Consider the following 21109-nt stretch of genomic DNA (forward strand, 5'->3'; position numbering starts at 1 on the left):
GCTCGAGCCATGAACCTACAGAACTCGACAATCCTGATCACCGGAGCCAACCGCGGAATCGGCGCCGCACTCGTCCACGCCGCACTCGACGCCGGAGCCCGACGGGTCTACGCCACCTCCCGATCCGGCCGCCCGCCCGTGGACGACGACCGCGTCGTGGGCCTGGCCCTCGACGTCACCGACCCCGCATCCGTCGCCGCGGCGTCCGAGAAGGCCACCGACGTGTCCGTGATCGTGAACAACGCGGGTGTCGCTGCGCGGCAGCAGTTGCTGACCGGCGACCTCGAGAAGATGCGGCTGGAGATGGAGACCAACTTCTGGGGCCCGCTTCTCGTGACCCGCGCTTTCGCCCCGGCGCTCGCGCGTGCCGGCGGCGGCGCGGTGGTCACCGTCGCCTCCGTGTTGGCGATGACCGCGTTCGAGGGGGCCGGCTCGTACGCCGCGTCCAAGGCCGCCGCGTGGTCGGCGAACGACGGCATCCGGCTGGAACTGGCGGGGCAGGGGACCCAGGTGCTCACCGCGTTCCTCGCCTCCACCGACACCGACATGATGTCGGGATGGGACGTGTTCAAGAACGATCCCGCCGACGTGGCCGCGGCGATCCTCACCGCCGTTGCCGAGGGCGCCGACGAGGTGTTCGTCGACGACGACTCCCGGACGACCAAGGAGAACCTGGCGTCCCCGGTCGCGATCCGCTATCCCGACCTGGCGGCCGCGCGAGCCCGGTGAGGCCCGGACCCGGCGCGGTGAGCGGCGACGATCAGGGCTTACGGACCAGGTAGATGTCCATGATCCAGCCGTGCCGCGCACGGGCCTGTGCCCGCGTCGTCGCGATCTGCTCCCCCACCTCACCGACCGTGCCGCTGAGCAGGATCTCGTCGGGTGTGCCGAGATAGGCGCCCCACCAGATGAAGTCGCCCGGGTCTGCGGTGTGGCGGAAGGTGCAGTCGGCGTCGAGCATGACGATCTGGTTGCTGTCCACGCCCGACGGTGTCTCGCCGAGGCGACGGCCGGTGGTGATGAGGATCGGTTCGCCGATGCGGTTCATCAGGATCCGGTGTGCGGCGGTCAGCGCCGACGCACTCGTGACCCCGGCGACCACCTCGACGGCCAGCGGCAGCCGACCGCGGTCGACGATCGCGTCGGCGATGCGCAGGGTGCTGTCGTAGAGGCCCGGGTCGCCCCACACCAGGATCCCCCCGACACCGTCGTCGGACAGTTCATCGGTGAGGGCCGCCTCGATGCGGGTGGCGCGGGTGTCGTGCCAGCGCCGCACCTCGGCGTCGTAGTCGGTGGGATTCCGGTCGCGCGGCGGGTCCTCGATCTCGACGAACCGGTAGTTCCCCGCACCCAGGTGTCGGTCGCAGATCTGTTCGCGGACGGCGACCAACGACTCCTTGGTCGCGCCCTTGTCGAGGACGAAGAAGGTGTCGACACCGCGCATCGCGTCGATGGCCTCGATGGTGACCTGACGCGGATCGCCCGGCCCGATGCCGATTATGCGCAGGGTGCGGGTGGTCGCACGGTCGGGCGTGGTCGTCATGGGCGGGCGCGACGCAGTCCGTGGAACCGGGCGGTGACGTCGAGCATCACCGCTCGCGGCAGGACGCGTCGCAGCGCGAACACCACGGGCGCGCGGTTGCCCAACGCGTACAGCGGCTTCGGGTTCGACGACAGCGCCGCGGTGACGATCAGCTCGGCGATCGGGCCGACGTCGAGACCACGCTGCTCGTTGCGACGCGTGGCCGCGGCGACCTTGGCGTAGTCCTCGCGGTAGGGCGAGTCGTCGGCCAGGTGGTAGCTGCGGCGGTCCCCGATGCCGGTGGCGATGGTCCCCGGTTCGACGGTGAGCATCGCGATGCCGAACGGCGCGAGCTCGCGACGCGACGCGTCCGCGAAACCCTTCATCGCGCTCTTGGCCGCGGAGTAGGTGGAACGGAACGCGATCGGGAAGCTCGACAGCATCGACCCCACCATCACCACCACGCCGTACTGCCGTGACCGCATGCCGGGCAGTAGGGCCTTGGTCAGCGCGATGGGCCCGAAGACGTTCGTGGCGAACAACTCCTCGATCGCCGACATCGGCGTGTCCTCGAGCGAGCCCATCAGGCTCGCGCCCGCGTTGTTGATCAGGATGTCGACGTCGCCGGCCTCGCGAGCGCACCGCTCGATGCCGGCGGCGTCGGTCTGCTCGAGCGCGATGTAGCGCACGCCGGTGATGCGGTCCTCCGCAGCGATGCGATCGGGGTGACGGCTCGTCCCGATGACCGTGTGCCCGCGGGCCACGAACTTCTCCGCGACCGCGGCACCGATGCCGCTGGAGGCCCCGGTCACCAGGACCGTCCTCGATCGATCCGTCCGACGGTTGGGCGATGCTCCCGATGCGCTCACGCCGATCACTGTAGGGGCCCGCTGATCCCCACCCGAAAAGAAGTGGCGATCACAGGAATTATCAGGAGATCCTCAGGGTTGGACATGCTCGGTGCGGTTGTTCGTTTCGGTGGGGAAGAAGGTGCGCGATGCTGATCGGGATCGGTCTCGCCGTCCTCGCCGCACTCGGTTACGGACTGTCGTCGGTGATGCAGGCCCTGGGCGCGCGCCAGGCCGCCGCACAGTCCACCGGTGACGGATGGACCACCGAATCGGGCGGTCCCACACTCAAGTCGACGATGGCCGCGGCGCTCACCGGGGTGTTCATCGTCGGCGCGGTCATGGACGTCCTCGGTTTCGCCGCCGGTGCGGGCGCGGCCCGCATGCTGCCGCTGTTCCTCTCGCAGACCATCGTCGCCGGCAACCTGGTGATCACCGCCATCCTGGGGATGTTCGCCCTCGGCATCCGGCTACACCCCCGCGACTGGGCCGCCATGGCGCTCGTCATCGTGTCCCTGTGCCTGTTGGGTACGGCCTCGCACAGTCACGGCGCGACGCAAGCGAGTTTCACCTTCCGGTCCGGTCTCCTCGCCGCGACCCTCGCCATCATCGTCATCTCGCTTCTGGCCGTGCGTCGGATGGGTCGCGCGGGGTCGATCGCGGCGGGCATGGCCGCCGGTCTGCTGTTCGGTGCCATCGCCATGGCCGTCCGGGTGCTCGGTGGCCTGCACCCGTTCTCGGTCGGCACCATCGCGACCGACCCGGCCGCATGGACGATCGCCATCGCCGGTGCGTTCGGCTTCTACCTGCACACCGTCGCGCTGCAGCTGGGCGCGGTCAACGGGTCAACCGCCGCCATGGTGGTCGGCGAGACCGCGGTGCCCGGCATCCTCGGCGTGTGGCTGCTCGGCGACACCACCGTGTCCGGACTCGAATGGCTCGCCGTGGCCGGGTTCGTGCTCGCCATCGTCGGCGCCGTCCTGGTGGCGCTGTTCGGATCGGGCGAGGCGCAACGTTCGGCGGAAGAGAACGAGATCAATGCCGTCGGCGAGGTCATCGCCGCGCCGATCGCACATCGTCACTACAGTTCGTCCGGACGTGGAGCCGACGGTTGACGCCGACGCCGGGCCCGACCGCCATCCATCCACCACCCCGCTACGAAGGACACCCATGACCACCGCGTACGACTTCACCGCCACGAACATCGATGGCGAAGAGATCGATCTCAGCCAGTACCGAGGCAAGCCGCTGCTGATCGTCAACACCGCGTCGCAGTGCGGGTTCACGCCGCAGTACACCGGCCTCGAGGAGCTCAGCAAGACCTATGGCGAGAAGGGCCTCGTCGTTCTCGGGTTCCCGTGCAACCAGTTCGGTCACCAGGAGCCCGGCGACGCCGAGGAGATCAAGAACTTCTGCAACCTGACCTACGACGTCAGCTTCCCGATGTTCAGCAAGGTGGACGTCAACGGCAAGGACGCGCATCCGCTGTTCGCATGGTTGCGGTCGGAGAAATCCACCGTGCTGGGCAGCCGCATCAAGTGGAACTTCACCAAGTTCCTGGTCAACAAAGAGGGTCAGGTCGTCGACCGGTTCCCGCCGACCGCCAAGCCCGCGTCGCTGTCGGGAAAGATCGAAAAGCTCCTCTGACGGACCATTCTCGCTGTCTGCCCTCCTCGATACGGTGAGCGCATGAGCGACCGGTTCCCTGACGACTGCCCCACCCTCACCCGGGACGGCCAGACCGCCGGGTTCAGTCCGTCACCGGACGGGATGGCGTTGTTCGCCTGGTGGCGTGACACCACCGGTGATCACACCGACAGCGAGATGATCGGCGTCTACCCGAGCTACGAAGCCGGGGTCATCGGCGTCCTGCGGGCCATCGCGGCCGACGGGATGGATCCCGATCCCGACGAGGTCACCGTCGAGGCAAAAGCCCTCGAACGCGACTTCACCGCCACGGACTGGATGGGCCTCGGGTTCTGAGTGGATCCGGCCGCGGCCTGTTCTATCAGGTCAGCTGACCGCTCCGGCGGTCGCGACCGGTCGAGCCTCGTCGGCCGTCGACGGGGTGTCCGCGATCGACTGCGGTGATGTCGGGGCCGGCCCGGTCGATGTGCTCGCGGTGGTCGTGGGTGTCGTGGTTGTCGAGGTCGGTGTCGTGCTGGACGGCGTCGATGTGGTCGACCGAGTGCTCGTCGTCGAGCTCGGGGCGGCGGTCGACGTCTGCTCGGTCGACGCGGCGGCATCGGATCGCGGTGTCGACGATGCCGGCGCCTCGGCGGTCGTCGTCTCGGTCGCGGCGACCTGAGAGCTGGTCGGGGCGGGCGACGTGGTCGGCACCGACCGCGCCGCCGCGAGAGCGATCGTGGTCACCGTCCGCGGTGCCGGCGGCGCGAACACCGCGGTGATGGCGGCGACGAGAGAACGCACGAACTGCTGCACCGTCACGGCGAAGGACTGCATCAGGCGTGTCATGGAACGGATGACCAGTTCGACGAGGTTCGGTGTCGGCGACGGGGCGATCTGCGGGTGCGCGGCGATGAAGTCCTTGATGACCTGCGCCGCCGGCTTCGCGGTCCAATCCTCGCGGAACACACCGAAGTTCAGGGTCGACTCGAACTCTCCGCTCGCGTCGCGGGTGGTGTAGACGAACATCGGCCCGGCGTATCCCTGCGCGCTCCACCCGGCGAGGAAATCCTTGATGTAGGCCGCCTGCTGCGCCTCGCTGACGACCGAGGTGGGCAGCCCGTACTCCGACGCCCAGATCAGCTTGGCCGCGTCACCCTGCGACACCATCAGCGCACGCATCTCGCGGACCTCGTTGATCGGCGATCCGGTGAGCGACGGGCCCTGTGAATACGGCGTCGAGTACTGGTACGGGTGGAACGAGATGGCGTCGAAGTAGTCCTTCGCACCCGCCTCGTACATCGCCTCGAGGAAACTCGGCGAGTCGACCGTGCCCTCCTCCGGCCTGGTGGGGACGGCACCGAGCACTCCGGCGATCACGGTCACCGACGGGTCGACGGCCTTGATCTTCGTGTACGCGTCCTTCAGCAGCGCGGTGTAGCGCACCGGATCCGGGGCCGGATAGAACGACGACGCACCGTTGGGCTCGTTCCAGATCTCGTACGCCGAGATCCGACCGGAGTACCGCTGCGCGACCAGCGCGGTGAAGTCACCGAAGTCGGCCTCGCGCGCCGGCGGGCTGATGACCGGGGTGTCGCCGGGGGTGACCGCCCAGTCGGGCGAGTGTGTGATGACGGCGAGGACGCCCATGTTCCGGGCCTGAGCGGCGGCGATGACCCGGTCGATCTTGCTCCAGTCGTACACGCCGGGATCGGGATTGACGTCGTACCAGGGGATCAGCACCCGCACGTTCGTCACCCCGAGGGACTGCATGGCGTCGAGCGTCCGCTGGACCTGCTCGGGTGAGGCGAAGTAGAGATCGCTGTCGGCGATACCAACCGTGTCCGGCGCCACCGTGATCGCGGCGGCGTTGACGATGTCGTACACCGGGCGGACGTGCGGGACGAGAGCCTGCCCGGCCACGGTGGCGAACACGGTCACCGCCGTGAGCGAGACGACGGTCTTGGCGAACGGGAACGGGCGGGACGGTCGATTCGACACGATGGATCTCCATGGCTCACACGGGTCCGCACGGGGAGAAGTCCTCGGCGTATGGAGCATCTTTACCATCAGAAACGCCCGATTCCGGATCGAAACGGACAACGGGCCGTGGATGCGTCCGAACGGACTACACCATCGAAGTTACTGTCGCTCAACAACATTTGACGTTCTCGGCCGGATGGCGGGCGGTGACGACACGCCCCCGATGTGCCCTCGGCAGGATTCGAACCTGCGACCTACCCTTTAGGAGAGGGTTGCTCTATCCCCTGAGCTACGAAGGCATCTGCGTCGATCACCCGATCGCCACGCGTGGCGAGTCTAACCGACCCCGTCAGGCCCCAACCAGCTCCCGCCGTCGCGGCATGGTGCGTGCCACACCGAACGCGGCGAGCGCCGCGAGCAGCAGGACGACCGTCGCGATGACGAAGGCCAGCGTGTACGACGACCCCAGCACCGGCGTGACGACCAGCGGACCGAGCACCTGACCCACCCCGTAGACCGCGGTCAGGATGGCCGCGGTCCGCGCCACCGGCAGCGCGGCACCCACGGACATGGTCACGGCCGTGATCCCGATGAACGTGCCGCCGAAGAGCACCGCGGCGACCACGGCGGCAGCGGTCGACGAGGCGACCGCGGGCAGCAGGGCCGCGCACGCCTGCACCAGCAGCGCGATGCCCAACGCCCGGTGCCCGCCGATCCGACGGGCGATCGCCGTCCACACCACCACCGACGGGACGACGGCCAGTCCGACCACGATCCACACGATCGGACCGACCGTCGAGGCAGCGGACCCGGAATGTCCGCCCACCGCGGCCACCAGGAACGTGCCGATGACGATGTACCCCAGGCCCTCGAGGAAGTAGGCGCCGAGCAGGAACCGCCACGCGATGTGATGGGGCCGATCCGTCTCGGTCGCGGCCGACGTGACCGTCCCCGCCTCGGGATGGATACGCATCGACGCAATCGGCACCAGCAGCAACCCGGTGACCACCGCCGAGATCAACCAGAGCTGCTGCCAACTCAGGTGCGGTCCGGCGAGCAGCGTGACCAGGCCGCTGACGGCGATGCCCGTGCCGACTCCCGCGAACGCCAGGCTCGTCGACGCACCGGCGTGCCGCGCGCGGGCGACGGTACTGACGCATCCGACGAATATGACCGCGCTGGCCGCGCCGGCCACGAAACGAAGGATCGACAACCACACGACGCCTGCGCCCACCGCCATCAGGGCCTCGCTGGCGACCAGCGCCACCGCCCAGATCCGCAGGTGGGCGGCAGTGTTGATCCGTGGGCGGACCGACAAGGCGACCGCGCCGGCAAGGTATCCCGCGTAGTTCGCGGTCGCGATTGCCGCACCGGAGGTCGTGCTGATCGCGTGGTCGCTGATCATCAGTGGCAACAGCGGCGTGAACACGAACCGGCCGACCCCCATCGAGGCCGCCAGTCCGGCCGCACCGGCCAACGCCACACCCTGCCCGGCCGCCCACCGACCCCGCACCACATCAGTCATGAGCGCCACGGTATTGGTCGCCGTGGTCGATCGGAAATGCCTGGTGAACATCGCCGATAACCTGGACGCATGGATCTCGAGATGCGTCACATGCGGGCATTCGTCGCGCTAGCCGACGAGATGAACTACACCCGCGCCGCCGCCGGACTCCACGTCAGCCAACCCGCCCTGACGCGGACCATCCAACAACTCGAACGCATCCTGGAGTGCGAGCTGCTCACCCGCACGTCACGCACGTTGACCATCACCGACGCCGGCCGCACGTTCGCCGATCACGCCCGTCGCATCGTGACCGACGTCGACGCGGTGCACGACGAGATGCGGATGTCGGCGACGGTGCGGGTCGGCTTCGCGTGGCTGCTGCCGGAGTGGTTCGGCGAGACCACCAAGGGTGTCGAGGCACGCGGCGGACGAATCAGCCTGCACCGCACCGACGATCCGATCCGCGCGCTCACGCGCGGTGACGTGGACGTGGCGATCACCCGCCGCCCGCCCGCTGACCACTCAGGCGCCGACGCATCCATTCGGTATCGGGCCGCGGGGTCCGAGCACCGCCTGCTCGCCGTGGCCACCGCGTCGGAGCTGGCCACCCGGGAAGATCTGCACTGGGACGACCTCGCTTCAGAACCGCTCATCATCAACGTGCTGTCGGGGACCACCACCGAGGACTCATGGGTGCACTCCGACCCCAACCGCGTGATCGTCCGGTGCAACAACTTCGACGAGTGGATCGAGCTGACGGCAGCGGGCCGCGGCATCAGCGCGGTACCCGATGTGGTGCGCGCCCGTGCCCAGCACCCGGCCGTCACCTTCCGCGACATCCCCGGCATCCCCGCCTCGACGGTCCACGTCGCGTGGCGGGATCGGACTCCCCCGCTGCGGTCGGTGGAGCTGTTCCTCGACGTCGCCGTCGGGTGACGCCGCGACACTTCGTCCGCTAGGCTCACGAACTACTTCCGAACCCGAACTCGGCGAACTGGGCTCAGATCGCCCTCCCGAGGCCTTCGCACACCCCTCGTACTGCTGTGTTTCATGGGCGTCACATACCGGAAACGCACTGGCGATCTGTCGCCCCTACCGTCACCAGAGATTTCACTTGACGAGAATCTCGCCCATCCGGGGGGATCGGAATCCAGGAGTTACGCATGAGTGGCAGCATTTCCCGCCGTGAGGCGATCAAGGCCGTGACGGCCCACAGCACGCCGGAGTGCGCCACGGCGCAGGCGCCGCTCGCCGACCTCTTCGGAGTCAACGTCTTCAGCAAGTCGGCCATGAAGGACCGACTGCCCAAGAGTGTGTTCAAGAAGGTCTCGGCCACGATCGACGAGGGCATCGCCCTCGACCCGACCATCGCCGACGTCGTCGCCAACGCGATGAAGGACTGGGCCATCGAGAAGGGCGCGTCGCACTACGCGCACGTCTTCTACCCGCTGACCGGTTTCACCGCCGAGAAGCACGACTCGTTCCTCGAGCCCGACGCGTCCGGCGCATCGCTCGCCGAGTTCCAGGGCAAGACCCTGCTGCAGGGCGAGCCCGACGCGTCGAGCTTCCCCAACGGTGGTCTGCGCGGCACGTTCGAGGCCCGCGGATACACCGGCTGGGACGTCACCAGCCCCGCGTACATCCTGGAGAACCCGGCGGGCAACACACTGTGCATCCCGACGGTGTTCATCTCGTGGACCGGTGAGGCCCTCGACAAGAAGACCCCGTTGCTGCGCAGCCAGCAGGCGATGAGCAAGCAGGCCATGCGTCTGCTGAAGCTGTTCGGCCACAACGACGTCGACACCGTCGTGTCCTACGCGGGTGCCGAGCAGGAGTATTTCCTGATCGACGAGCATTTCTACTACGCGCGCCCCGACATCATGACCACCTCGCGAACCCTGTTCGGCGCCAAGCCGTCCAAGGGCCAGGAGTTCGACGACCACTACTTCGGAGCGATCCCCGACCGGGTGCTGGGCTTCATGATCGACCTGGACCGTGAGCTGTTCAAGCACGGCATCCCGTCGAAGACCCGCCACAACGAGGTCGCCCCCGGCCAGTTCGAGTTGGCCCCGGTCTTCGAACGTTCGGTGCTCGCCCACGACCACCAGCAGCTGATGATGACCATCATGAAGAAGGTCGCCGAGAACCACGGCATGACCTGTCTGCTGCACGAGAAGCCGTTCGCCGGCGTCAACGGCTCGGGTAAGCACGTCAACTTCTCGCTGGGCAACAGCAACCAGGGCAACCTGCTCAACCCGGGTGACACCCCGCACGAGAACGTCCAGTTCCTGGTGTTCTGCGCGGCCATCATCCGCGGCGTGCACAAGTACGGTGGCCTGCTGCGTGCCTCGGTCGCCTCGGCGAGCAACGATCACCGCCTCGGCGCCAACGAGGCTCCCCCCGCGATCATCTCGATCTTCCTGGGCGAGCAGCTGATGGACGTGTTCGACCAGATCGCCAAGGGCGGCGCCACCGAGTCGAAGGAATCGGGCGTGCTCGAGCTCGGCGTCGACAGCCTGCCGCCGCTCAAGGCCGATCCCGGCGACCGCAACCGCACCAGCCCGTTCGCGTTCACCGGCAACCGGTTCGAGTTCCGCGCGCCCGGTTCCAACCAGTCGATCTCCGACCCCATGGTCGCGATCAACACGATCCTGGCCGACTCGATCGACTTCCTGGCCACCGAGCTGGAGACGCTGACCGCCGACGGCACCGAGTTCAACGCCGCCGTGCAGACCGTCCTGCAGAAGGTCATCACCGATCACGGCGCGGTCATCTTCAACGGCGACGGTTACGCCGACGCGTGGCAGGAGGAGGCGGCCTCCCGCGGTCTGAAGAACCTGCGGACCACCGTCGACGCCGTCCCGTTCATGGCCGAGAAGGAGAACGAGGACCTCTTCGAGAAGTACGGCGTCCTCTCCGCCCGTGAGCTCGAGGCCCGCAAGGACGTCATCCTCGAGCAGTACGCGCTGACGATCCTGGTCGAGGCCAAGGAGACCGCCGAGATCGCCAAGACCATGATCCTGCCGACCGCCCTGCGTTACCAGGGTGAGCTGGCGGGTATCGCGGTCAACGTGAAGGCGGCCGGACTCGACGCCACCAACCCGCTGCTGACCGATCTCAGCACCGCGGTCACCGCTCTGGGCACCTCACTGGCGAGCCTGGAGAAGGGCATCGAGGCGTTCCACGGGGACTCCGAGCTCGAGGAGTCGACCTATGCGCTGGAGACGTTGATCCCGGCCATGGCCGAGGTCCGCGTCGCGGCCGACACGTTGGAGTCGCTGGTCGCCGACGATCTGTGGCCGCTGCCGACCTACAACGAGATGCTCACCATCCTCTGATCGACGCGACATCGCCGACGGCGGTGGTCGGACGCAGCCCAACTGCGTACGGCCGCCGCCGTTGTCGTCGGTCGGGAAGGTCACCGGGGTGAGAAGGGTGTTTCAGGCGAAGCTGTCGCTGCGACCGAGATAGGTCAGGTGACCGTCCGGCGACATCGTGACGATGTCACCGGTCCGGTAGAGGATCGACCCGGCGCGGTCGGTCCCGAGATGTGCGGGGTTGGCCACGAAGCGTGTGGCGGTCAGCGCGGCGCTGCCCAGAAAGCCCCGCGCGAGAGCGGGTCCGGTGACGTACAGCTCGCCGGGCGTGCCCGCGGTGACCTCGCGCAGGTCGCGGTCGAGGACGACGAGTCCGGTCGACGCGTCGGAGTCGCCCAGTGCGCCGAGCACCCGTCGATCCGGGGCGGTCCACCGATCGATCAGCTCAGGGGTGCTCCGCCCCTGCCCGGCCACCAGCACCCGCAGATCCGGTAACCCGTTCGGCGACAGCGACTCCGCCATCGCGACGTCGAGGAACGCGTGGGTGACGGCATCGCCGCGCAGCACACGGACGAGGTCGTCGGCGCGGTCGCGGGCTGCGTCGGTCGCGATGATCATCCGCGCGCCGGTCGAGATGGCCAGCAGCACCTCGAGAACCGGGATCGGTCCGTCGCCCGAGGTCGCGTGCAGCATGCGTGAACACTGGTCGACACCGCAGCGCTTTCGTTGCTCGTCGGCGACCATCGACAGCACACGGTTCGACACCGCGACGGCGCGTACGGGTGCGCCGTCGGCGGCGCTGTAGGCGACGTACGCGAGGTGGTCGAGGTCGAGTCGGGCGTGCCTGGCGGTGTCGCGGATCGGCCGGACGCTGAGGCACGCGACGACGGTGCGGTATCCCGTGCCGTCGATCGACATCCATCGGACTGCGCCCGGAGCACCCGGCATGTCCTGTGTGGTCGCCGCGGTGACGAATCCGAATCGGACCCGCGAGTCGGTGAGCACCTGGTGCACGACCGGGTCGGCGGCCCCGTGATCGGCCACCGTGCGGGGATCGACCGTCACGAAGGCGGCACCACTCTTCACGACGGCCCAGATGGCGATCAGTGCGTCGAGGCCACGCGGCAACGCCACGGCAACAACGTCTTCGGGGCCGACATCGCAGGCCATGAGCAACCGGGCCCACTGGTTCGACCGCTGGTCGAGCTCCCGGAACGTGATGGACATCCGGTCCGCGCCGTCGTCGACGGTCGCGGCCACGGCATCGGGATCGGCGCTCGCCACGACGGCGACCATCTCGGCCAGCGTGCGCGGGGTCGTGGGCACCGAGGCCTCGACGACCACCTGCGACGAGACACGGTCGGTGACGACGTGTTCGATGCTGCCGTCCGGTCGCCGGAACGCCGCGACACCGGTGCGGACCATGCGGGTGCCGGGACGGAACGGGTTGGCCACGAAGCGATCCGACGTCGCGGCGGGGTCGGAGGCATATCCGCGGGCGACCTGGTCGCCGGCGACGTAGACCTCGCCGACCGCGCCGACCGGAAGCGGACGCAGGAACGCGTCGAGAACGTAGACAGCGGAGTTCCACACCGGCCGTCCGGCGGTGGGATCCGACGCGCCGTCGCCGGTGTGGCCGGGCAGTACCCCGAACGCGGCCTCGGCCGGTCCGGACAACACGGACTCGGCGACCGGTGCGCAGGTGAGATCGATGGTCGCGCCGACGATCAACGGCAGCAACGAGTTCCACAGCCGGTCGTCGAAGCGGCCATCGCCGACACACATCTGCTCGGTGGCCGTCGGCGAGCGGTGCGCCTGCAGCCACTGGAGACGGTTGGCGACCGCGCGGTGGGTGAGCACGACCCCGTCGCCGTCGGCGTCGTCGCCGAAGGCGATCCAGACGGGGTTGCCGAGGTGGCCGGGTGAGTGGAGTTCGCTCGGAGAGATCGGGTCGTCGGGTACCTCGTCGAGCTCGGCGGCGTCGAACGGGATCGCCTCGACCCACGGCGGGATCGCGTCGTAGCCGGTGGCCGAGGTGGGTTCGGCGGGCCGCGCGGCATCGTCGGGATCGAGCGCGACGTCGTCGAGGACGCGGTCGGTCACCACGCAGGTGGGCCGCGCGCGGGCGATCCGGTGCGCGATGGTGGTCGCGGGGTCCGTGGGGTCGAGGGGCAGGACCGCGCCACCGGCACGCAGGACCGCGAGCATCGCGGTGATCCCGGCGACGTGGTCGGCGGTCATCACACCGACGACGCTCTCCGGTCCCACGCCGGCGGCGAGCAGGACACGCGTCAGTTGGTTTGCACGACAGTCGAGTTCACCGTGGCTGAGGGCATCGACGGGTGCGCCGTCGCCGGTGACGGCCGCATGATCGTGGTCGCGGGCCATCCCCATCTCGATGAGTTCGGTGACCGTCGCCGGTGGCATCAGGACGTCGGTCGCGTTGGGTTCGTCGACGACCTCGATGTGCTCGGCCACGCTGATGACGTCGAGCGTGGCGAGTCGGGTCGTGGCCGATGCCGCGACGAACCGGGAGAGGTAGTCGAGGAAACGGGCGTGGTGCGCGCGCAGTTCGGTGCGGAGGTAGCGGTCGGGATGGGCCTCGAGGTCGACCCGGATCCGGCGCTCGCGCGCGTCGTAGACGTTGACGCGCAGGTCGTCGACCGGTCCGCCGCACAGGACGAACACGTCGCCGTCGACGTCGGCGAAACGCACCGGACCGAGGAACGGGATCACGTTGACGACCGGTCCCTGACCGGCGGGGGCGGAGGCGAGATGATCGCGCAGCGGGTGGGCAGGCCATCCGGCGCTGTGTGCGAGGACGGCGGCGATGCGCGCGTCGGTCGCGGCGACGGCGTCGGCGACGGTGGTGTGCGAGGTGGTGGTCAGACGCAGCGGCAGCGTCGTGGCCGTGGGCACGTGATCGGACTCCGGCGCGACGATGGCCGGTAGCCCGATAAGCACCTCGTCCGAGCGGCACAGTCCGGCGATGTAGCCGGCAACCGCGGCGACGACGACGGTCTCGACCCGGGTGCCCGCGACCGCGGCAGCCGATCGCAGGGCGTCGGAGGCCGACACCGACATGGTGCGCGACTCGGTCAGGACGGACGGCGATCCTGCGGTCGACGCTGCGGGATGCGGCCGATGCGACAGACTCGTCGCCGCCGGGACGGGGTCGAGGTCTGTGTCCCAGAAGCCGATGTCGGCAGCGGCGACGTCGCGGCCGGTGCGGTGACGGGGAGGGGCCACGCGACGCGGCGTCTCGACCCGGCCGTGCACCCGCGCGCTGTAGGCGACGGCGAGGTGGTGCAGGAGCGTCGCGCCTGCGGATCCGTCGGCGGCGGTGGGTCGGCCGCTCAGGTGCAGGATCTGGACGCCGGCGCCGATGTCGATCAGGTGACCGGCGATGGCCGGGGCGCCCGCGACGACGTGGTCGAACGACTCCATCCACCGGAGGGCGGCGGCGCGCGGACGGTCCTGACCGCTCAGGTCGAGGGTGTCGAGGGTGATGGTCGGCGCGGTGTCGCCGGACACGGGGGTCGCACCGAACCGTGCGACCACGTCGTTCAGGGCCGCGGTGAGCGTGTCCCGGTCGAGCGCGCCGTCGAGTTCGACGTAGACGGCGACGGGAGCGGTGTCTGCAGCCAGGGTGGGCACGCGTTTCCCTCCTCGTCGGCACTCGATCGGTATCGGTTGTTCGCTCGATTGCGAGAACCTGTTACCGGTGAGTGCTTCGTAGTGGGACGACGCGTGGATTGGTCGGTTCGGTGAGGCGGGCCGGTCACCGCCCCGCCGCGGCGACGCGGGCTTGGACGGCGTCGATCAGCACGGTCGGGATGTCACGCGGATCCTGTGCGACGTAGCTGGTCCCGCCGGGTGTGGCGTCGGCGATCTGCTTGAGTGCGGCGGTGTCGGCGTCGTCGGAGATGCCGATGGTCAGGATCAGCACCGGGCGGGCCGGGTCCTGCAGTTCCTGGATGCGACCGAGCAGGGTCTGCAGGCTGATGCTGTCCGGGTCCTCGTTGCGTCCGTCGGTGAGGATGATGACGCTGTTCGAGTAGTTCGGGTCATAGCTCTCCTGCACCTTCTGGAACGCGGCCAGGGTGGTGTCGTAGAGCCCGGTGCCGCCGCCGACGTACTGGCGGTAGTCGTCGGCACGCTGGTTGAGGAAGGCGCGCTGCGTCGTGCCGTCCGGCCGGACGGAGTCCTCGCGGGCGATCGGGGCGATCTCCACCCAGTCCTGGCCGGGGCCGCCCTTGTCGATGGAGAAGTACCACATCCCTATCTCGGTGTTGTTCGGGAACAGCTTGTTGCCGGTGAGCGCAGCCTGCACCAGCAGGTCGGCGCGCGTGGTGTCGCCGACCGCCTCGTCCATCGACCCCGACACGTCCATCGCGACGAGCGTGCGGATCGGCACGGCGAGCACCGACCACTGCCGCAGCGTCTTCTCCTCCTGCGACGGATCCTTGAGCGCGATCCTGCTCACCTGGCCCACCCCGACACCGGTCAGCGGGGTGGCCGCAGGGTCGCGGTAGCCGGCGGCGTTGAGCGCGGTGGTCCCGGCCTGCGAGCGCAGCGCCCGGGCGAACTCCTCCCCCGCGGTGCGGGCGACGTCGCGACGGGCGGCGGGTGCGGTGACGAGCATCGGGTAGTCGAGCATCGTCGTCCCCGCGCTCGGGATGGAGGCCTTGAGCTTCGTCGTCGGGTTCGCCCGCGTGAACGCCACGAACTCCTGCTCGGTGGTGACCACCGGGGTGGCCGAGGCGTTGGCCAGTGCGAGCCGGTTGGCCTCGCTGTCGTCGTCGGCGCGCAGGTTGCCCTGCTGGATCGCGAGGATCGTCATCGCGTCGCTCATCTCCTTGTCGGTGAGCGTGCCCTTCTCCACCGCCGCCAGTGCGCCGACGATCGGGGCGTCACCGGTACTGGAGTCCAGGGGGCTGCCGATGCGCAGGTCGGGCAGCTTCATCACCTCGACCCAGTTCGCGAGTGCGGGTACGGCGGTCCCGGCGACCACGGCCGGCGACGCCGCGACCGACGGGACGACGATGTCGGTGGGCACACCGACCTGCTTGGTGACGGTGGTGGCGCGACCGGTCGAATCGGCCACCCACAGGTCCGGCGCCTGATCCCCGCGGGTCAGCTCGCCGGGGATGCGCGCGCCCGAGGCGGCCGCGATGGCGAAGTCGTAGCAGGAGTCCGCCGACGCCTGGGGCGCAACGGCTTTGAGCGCCGAGGTCATGGACGGGTCGGCGGCGATGGAGATGTCGGTGCGCGTGGGGCAGTCCGGTCCGGAGTCCCGCAGGACCGTCGCCCACACGACTCCGCCTGCGACGAGCGCCGCGACCACCACCAGCGTGAGCAGCACCCAGCCGCGGCGGCGTGGACGTCGTGTGTCGGCCCGGGCGGTGTCGTGGCGAGCGCCCGACGGGGCTCCGTCGGCGGACGATCCGTCGGCGGTGTGGCGTCCCATGTCTCCCCTGTCGTCGTCGCACCGGAATTCTGTGCGGTATCGACCGGGATCCTAATGCAGGGAGGTCACTCGGCGAAGACCTGAGTGAACTTCGCCAGCGACGCATGCAGGTCCGAATGGACCAGTTTCGCGGCGGCCTTGCCCGCGGGGCCGATCATCGGCAGACCGCCGAGGTCGAGGTCGAACTTGACCGTCGACCCGTCGCCCGACGCGGTGACCGCCAGGGTCAGGTCGACCTTGACCCCGCCCTTCCCCTTGCCCTTCAGGCTCACCTTCTTCGGCGGATCGAACTTGTCGACGGTCCACTCGAAGCGGACACGGGTCCCCTTGACCGCCACGACCGACGAGATCTTGAGGCCCTTCTTCAGGTCCTCGGACTTCGGGACGTCGCTGCGCCATCCGTCGTGGATGGTCAGCCACTCGTCGAAGCGGGAGAGGTCGGACACGTACTTCCACGCGACGTCGGGGGTAAGGGGGACGTCGACACTGTCGCTCACTGAGGCCATGGGAGCCACCATATTGGGTTGACTGCCATCGGTCGGTGGCGGGATCTCAGCGCGTCGTCGAATCCTCGTCGGTGTCGGCGAGCGCGGCCAGCACCGCGCGGGTCCGGCGGTCGCGACGGGCGCTGAGTGCGTCGTACACCTCCGCGCCGGTCCCGTAGGTCGACTCGACCGCGTCGATGAGTCGTTCCATGGAATCCGGGTCGGTGGACGGGACGCCCGGTTCGATGCCGCCGGTCTGCGCCCCGACGCCCGCGAGCAGGTGTCGGATGCCGCCCGGCCCGCCACCGAGGACGTTGCCCTCGAACAGGCCGATGGTCGCCCACCGCAGACCGAGCGAGTTGCGCAGGATCGTGTCGAGATCCGCCGGTGAGACCACCCCGGCCTGAACCAGGTAGCGCGCCTCGCGGGAGATGGACGCCTGCAGTCGGTTCGCGACGAATCCGGGCAGCTCGGTGCCGATGACGACGGGCTCCCGGTCGAGCGCGCGATAGAGCGCGACGGCGGTGTCGGTGGTCGTCGACGCCGTCCGGCTCCCGGGCAGCACCTCCACCAGCGGCATCAGCTCGGGCGGGTTGAAGGGATGTCCGACGAGCACCCGCGCCGCGACGTCGGTGTCGAGGTCCACGGCGATCTCCGAGGCGGTGATCGACGAACTCGAGGTCGCCAGCACGGCGTCGGCACGTGCGGCCGCGCCGATGTCGGCGAACAGCTGCTGCTTCATCGGCAGCCGTTCGGGACCGTTCTCCTGCACCAGATCGGCGTCCGCGACGGCGTCGGCGAGATCGCTCGCAGCGCGCACGGTCGTCGAATCGGGGAAGGCGGTGGCCACGATCTCGGCCAGGTCGGGGCGGGGGTCGGTGATCGCCACGGTCCAGCCGTGCGCGTCGGCCAGACGGGCCCAGGACAACCCGATGACGCCGGCCCCGACGATGGCAAGGGTCGGTGTGCGGTCCCTGTCGGTGGTGCTGCTGCTCATGATCCGATCCCCACGATCCCGGTGAAGGCGCTGCCGGGCACCGATGCGACGACACGCTCTGTCGGCGCGTCGGAGCGGGTGGGCACGGCGCGAACGGTCCCGTCGAGGGCGGTCACGTAGCCGATCCCGGCGTCGGTGTCGACGGCGAGTCCGATGGCCTCGGCGAAACCGTCGGCCAGGATCGTCGGTGTGCGCGTGGCGGTCCCGGACGCGGGGACCTGTGCGGAGTTGAGGGTGTTGCCGCGCGGGGCGGCGCCACGGTCGGTCCAGAAAAGGGTGTCCGACGCGGCGTCGATCCAGAGATCGATCGGCTCGGGCAACCCCGACCACAACGTCTCGATGTCGGTGCGGGACTCGGCGGTCTCGCCGTCGGGGATGTCGATGCCCGCACGGAAGATCCGCCCGGCGTCGCCCTTCGACGGCCCCTTCTGCGTCCAGTAGAGCAGACCGGCGGCGGAGTCGACCGCGATGCCGACGCACTGGTCGTCGATCGCCACGAGCCCGGTCGCCGGATCACGCTTGGTGACGATCAGATCGGTGAGATCGGTTCCGTCGAAACGTGATCGGCTGACGCGTCCGCCCTCGCGGTCACACCAGTAGAGGAATCCGTCGGCGATCGCGAGTTGCTTGCCGGTCGTGATGTCGCCGTCGGCGACGACGGTGGTGACGTCGGCGCCGTCGACGCGGGCCGATCGCAGACCGCCGTTGCGCTCGGTGAAATCCGCTTCCGATTCGCCGCGACGGGGACGACCCATCAGGGTCCAGTAGATGCGGTCACCCGCGGGGTCGTGCACGATGCCGTCGGGGGCCGAACCGGTCTCGGCGACAACGGTGCTCACCGTGCCGTCGAGATCGATGCGACGGACCGCGCCGCCCGCGATGTCGAGAACCAACAGATGGTTGAACATGATCGACCTCTCTCAGGCGTGGACTGCATCGGCGTTGTTGAGCAGGGCGCTCGGTGCCCGCAGGACCGCTTCGGAGGCGATGGCGCGTCGGCGTGCGGCCGACACCCCGCCGTAGCTGGCGGTGAGGCCGATGAGACGCGCCGCGTGGTGGCCGGCCTCGGACTCGTAGGTCATGCCGATGCCGCCGTGCAGCTGGATGATCTCCTCGGCGACCGTGGTGGCCGCGTCGCAGACGTAGACGAATGCGTCGTCGGCGGTCTCACGGAGATCGACTCCGTCGGGATTCGATTCCGTGACCGCCTCGGCGACGGCGGTGGCCCGCAGCGCCATCGACCGGGCGAGTTCGACCTGTGCGTACAGATCGGCGGCACGGTGCACGAGCGCCTGGAACGACGAGAGCGGGACGCCGAACTGCTTGCGGCTCTTGAGATAGTCGACCGTCTGGGTCAGCCCGGCCTCCATCAGTCCGATCGCCTCACCGGTGACGGCGATCCGGGCCTGCGCGAACGCGGAGTGCAGGGCGCCCACCACATCGGACTGCTCCGGGGTGTCGCCGAGCAGGACCGCGGGGGTCGAGTCGAAGGCGACCTGCGAGGCGTGGGTCCAGTCGCTCGTGCGTCCGTCGGTACGGGTGATGCCCGCGGCATCGGCGTCGACGATCACCACGTGGCCGCGGCCGTCGGTGTCGACGACGGTCACCAGCAGCTTCTGGGCCTGATCACCGTGCAGCACCGGCGATTTCACGCCGGTCACGGTGGCCGTCCCGTCGTCGTGCACGGCGAGGGAGGCCTCGGGGAGGGCGTCCCACGCACGACCTGGTTCTGCGTGCGCGACGGCGATGGTGAACTCACCCGCGGCGAGCGCACCGAGGAGTTCCTTGGCCTGCGTGGGGGTTCCGAGTGCGGCGATGAGCCAGGCGGGCAACACGACACCGTCGAGCAGTGGCTCGGTGGCCGCGTGGCGTCCGATCGCCTCGAGGGTGGCGTAGAGCTCCACCGCGCCGGCTCCGGAGCCGCCGTGTTCGTCGGCGATGGTCAGGCCGATGAGGCCCATCTCTGCGAGGGTGTCCCAGACACGCTGGTTCCAGCCGAGTTCGGTCGACGTCGCCGCCGCGCGGCCGCCGGTGCCGTAGTCACGACCGACCGCGGCGTGCACGGTGTCGAAGAGGAGTTGTTGGTCGTCGTTCAGATCGAGGTTCATGAGGATGACCCCTTCCGTGGAGTGGGTGGAGTGGTCGTGGGCCGTGTGTTCTACGGGCCGGGGTGGTCTACAGGCCGAGGATGGTCTTGGCGATGACGCCGCGTTGGATCTCGTTGGAACCACCGAAGATCGACAGCTTGCGCAGGTTCATGTACTGGGTGGCCGATGCGGTCGCGGCCTCGTCGGCCTGCAGTGGACCGTCGGTGTGCACCAGTGCCGCATCGGTTCCGGCCGCGGTCATCCGCAGACGGGTCAGCTCCTGCAGCGTGCGCGTGCCCTCGAGCTTGAGCAACGACGACACCGGGCTGGCGGCACCGTTCTCCGAGGCGCCGGTCACCCGCAACTGGGTGGCCTCCAGGGCGAGCAGCGTGGTCTTTATCGCGTGCATGGAACCACGGAACGTCGCGTCCTGCGCGAGCGATCCGGTTCCGGTCGGGGTCGTCTGTGCGCTCGCCGCGAGGTCGGCGAAGATCCGCTGGGCGGTACCGACCTGCGCGATGCTGTTGCGCTCGTTGCCGAGCAGGAACTTGGCGTAGGTCCAGCCCATGTTCTCCTCGCCGACGAGGTTCTCGGCGGGGATGACGACGTTGTCGAAGAAGAATTCGTTGACCTCCGCGCTGCCGTCGACCAGGGTGATCGGTCGGCGCTCGATTCCGGGTGTGGTCAGGTCGAGGAGAAGAAACGAGATGCCCTGCTGTTTGCGGGCGGCCTCGGGGTTCGTCCGGGCGAGGACGAACATCCAGTCCCCATACTGCCCGAGAGTGGTCCAGGTCTTCTGTCCGTTGAGCACGTAGACGTCGCCGTCGCGACGCGCGGTGGTCTTGAGCGAGGCGAGGTCGGAGCCGGCCTCGGGCTCGGAAAAGCCCTGTGACCACCAGATGTCGAGGTTCGCGGTCGCGGGCAGGAACCTCTGCTTCTGTTCCTCGCTGCCGAACTCGGCGATGATCGGGCCGACCATCGAGACGTTGAACGCGAGCGGCTGCGGCACGGCCGCGCGCTGCAGTTCCGAACCGTAGATGTGCGACTGCGTGGCGCTCCAGTCCTTGCCGCCCCACTGCGCGGGCCAGTGCGGCGTCGCGAGACCGTGGCGGTTGAGGATGCGCTGGCTGGTGACGATGTCGTCGTGGGTGGTCTGGTTCAGCGCGCTGCGGCGACGGATGTCGGCGGGTACCTCGCCGAGGAACACCTCGCGCAGGTGATCGCGGAATTCGATGTCGGCACTCGAGAGTTCGAGGTCCATGGCGGT

At 69.1% G+C, this 21109-nt stretch carries 17 protein-coding genes and 1 tRNA gene; 6 read left to right on the plus strand and 12 right to left on the minus strand.

From position 1 onward, the window contains the following. Positions 1-9: 9 nt before the first annotated feature. Positions 10-729, plus strand: coding sequence for an SDR family oxidoreductase (locus LX13_RS02495; protein WP_253659717.1), 720 nt, complete (start codon positions 10-12; stop codon positions 727-729). Positions 730-760: 31 nt separating this feature from the next. On the opposite strand, the gene cobF is transcribed toward LX13_RS02495, so the two are convergent. Together cobF and LX13_RS02505 are read right to left on the minus strand one after the other, a co-directional pair. After that, on the minus strand, positions 761-1543 hold the full coding sequence (gene cobF / locus LX13_RS02500) for a precorrin-6A synthase (deacetylating) (RefSeq protein ID WP_253659718.1): 783 nt from the start codon (positions 1541-1543) through the stop codon (positions 761-763). Then, a complete protein-coding gene (locus LX13_RS02505; RefSeq protein ID WP_253659719.1) occupies positions 1540-2391 on the minus strand; it encodes an SDR family oxidoreductase in 852 nt (283 codons plus the stop codon). Before LX13_RS02505 ends, cobF begins: the two co-directional genes overlap by 4 nt. A gap of 128 nt (positions 2392-2519) precedes the next feature. Between LX13_RS02505 and LX13_RS02510 the strand changes: the two genes are divergently transcribed. The 3 genes from LX13_RS02510 to LX13_RS02520 are packed head-to-tail and all read left to right on the plus strand — an operon-like array spanning position 2520 to position 4353. Beyond that, positions 2520-3485: a DMT family transporter gene (locus LX13_RS02510; protein ID WP_253659720.1), complete on the plus strand. Its 966-nt coding sequence runs from the start codon at positions 2520-2522 to the stop codon at positions 3483-3485. Positions 3486-3540: 55 nt separating this feature from the next. After that, a complete protein-coding gene (locus LX13_RS02515; RefSeq protein ID WP_253659721.1) occupies positions 3541-4017 on the plus strand; it encodes a glutathione peroxidase in 477 nt (158 codons plus the stop codon). Positions 4018-4059: 42 nt separating this feature from the next. Next, positions 4060-4353: a hypothetical protein gene (locus LX13_RS02520; protein WP_253659722.1), complete on the plus strand. Its 294-nt coding sequence runs from the start codon at positions 4060-4062 to the stop codon at positions 4351-4353. A gap of 30 nt (positions 4354-4383) precedes the next feature. Here LX13_RS02520 and LX13_RS02525 read toward each other — a convergent pair whose 3' ends face one another. The 3 genes from LX13_RS02525 to LX13_RS02535 all read right to left on the minus strand — a co-directional run bounded on the left by LX13_RS02525 (position 4384) and on the right by LX13_RS02535 (position 7504). Continuing rightward, positions 4384-5997, minus strand: coding sequence for a cellulase family glycosylhydrolase (locus tag LX13_RS02525; protein WP_253659723.1), 1614 nt, complete (start codon positions 5995-5997; stop codon positions 4384-4386). Between the two features lie 208 nt (positions 5998-6205). Beyond that, positions 6206-6278: transfer RNA gene (locus tag LX13_RS02530), tRNA-Arg, on the minus strand. 50 nt (positions 6279-6328) lie between these two features. Further along, a complete protein-coding gene (locus LX13_RS02535) occupies positions 6329-7504 on the minus strand; it encodes a YbfB/YjiJ family MFS transporter (protein WP_253659724.1) in 1176 nt (391 codons plus the stop codon). A gap of 69 nt (positions 7505-7573) precedes the next feature. Here LX13_RS02535 and LX13_RS02540 point away from each other — a divergent pair, with 69 nt between their 5' ends. Continuing rightward, positions 7574-8422 carry a LysR family transcriptional regulator gene (locus LX13_RS02540; protein ID WP_253659725.1) on the plus strand — a complete coding sequence of 283 codons (849 nt, stop codon included), beginning with the start codon at positions 7574-7576 and terminating at the stop codon, positions 8420-8422. Positions 8423-8649: 227 nt separating this feature from the next. Next, positions 8650-10824, plus strand: coding sequence for a glutamine synthetase III family protein (locus LX13_RS02545; protein ID WP_253659726.1), 2175 nt, complete (start codon positions 8650-8652; stop codon positions 10822-10824). Positions 10825-10926: 102 nt separating this feature from the next. Here the strand turns inward: LX13_RS02545 and LX13_RS02550 are convergent, their stop codons facing one another. The 7 genes from LX13_RS02550 to LX13_RS02580 all read right to left on the minus strand — a co-directional run bounded on the left by LX13_RS02550 (position 10927) and on the right by LX13_RS02580 (position 21103). Next, complete coding sequence (locus tag LX13_RS02550; RefSeq protein ID WP_253659727.1) at positions 10927-14460, minus strand: AMP-binding protein; 3534 nt, start codon at positions 14458-14460, stop codon at positions 10927-10929. Positions 14461-14584: 124 nt separating this feature from the next. Next, complete coding sequence (locus LX13_RS02555) at positions 14585-16273, minus strand: substrate-binding domain-containing protein (protein ID WP_253659728.1); 1689 nt, start codon at positions 16271-16273, stop codon at positions 14585-14587. Between the two features lie 65 nt (positions 16274-16338). Next, positions 16339-16779 carry a type II toxin-antitoxin system Rv0910 family toxin gene (locus LX13_RS02560; protein WP_253659729.1) on the minus strand — a complete coding sequence of 147 codons (441 nt, stop codon included), beginning with the start codon at positions 16777-16779 and terminating at the stop codon, positions 16339-16341. A gap of 46 nt (positions 16780-16825) precedes the next feature. Then, positions 16826-17755 (minus strand): 3-hydroxyacyl-CoA dehydrogenase NAD-binding domain-containing protein, encoded by a 930-nt coding sequence (locus LX13_RS02565; RefSeq protein WP_253659730.1) that lies wholly within the window; start codon positions 17753-17755, stop codon positions 16826-16828. After that, entirely contained in the window at positions 17752-18663 is a 912-nt protein-coding gene (locus tag LX13_RS02570; RefSeq protein ID WP_253659731.1) for a hypothetical protein, read from the minus strand. The genes LX13_RS02565 and LX13_RS02570 overlap by 4 nt, the downstream gene beginning before the upstream one ends. Positions 18664-18675: 12 nt before the next feature. Beyond that, a complete protein-coding gene (locus tag LX13_RS02575) occupies positions 18676-19863 on the minus strand; it encodes an acyl-CoA dehydrogenase family protein (protein ID WP_253659732.1) in 1188 nt (395 codons plus the stop codon). Between the two features lie 67 nt (positions 19864-19930). Further along, positions 19931-21103 (minus strand): acyl-CoA dehydrogenase family protein, encoded by a 1173-nt coding sequence (locus tag LX13_RS02580; protein WP_253659733.1) that lies wholly within the window; start codon positions 21101-21103, stop codon positions 19931-19933. Positions 21104-21109: the final 6 nt, after the last annotated feature.

The organism is Williamsia maris (assembly GCF_024171815.1).
GTDB classification, from domain to species: domain Bacteria; phylum Actinomycetota; class Actinomycetes; order Mycobacteriales; family Mycobacteriaceae; genus Williamsia_A; species Williamsia_A maris.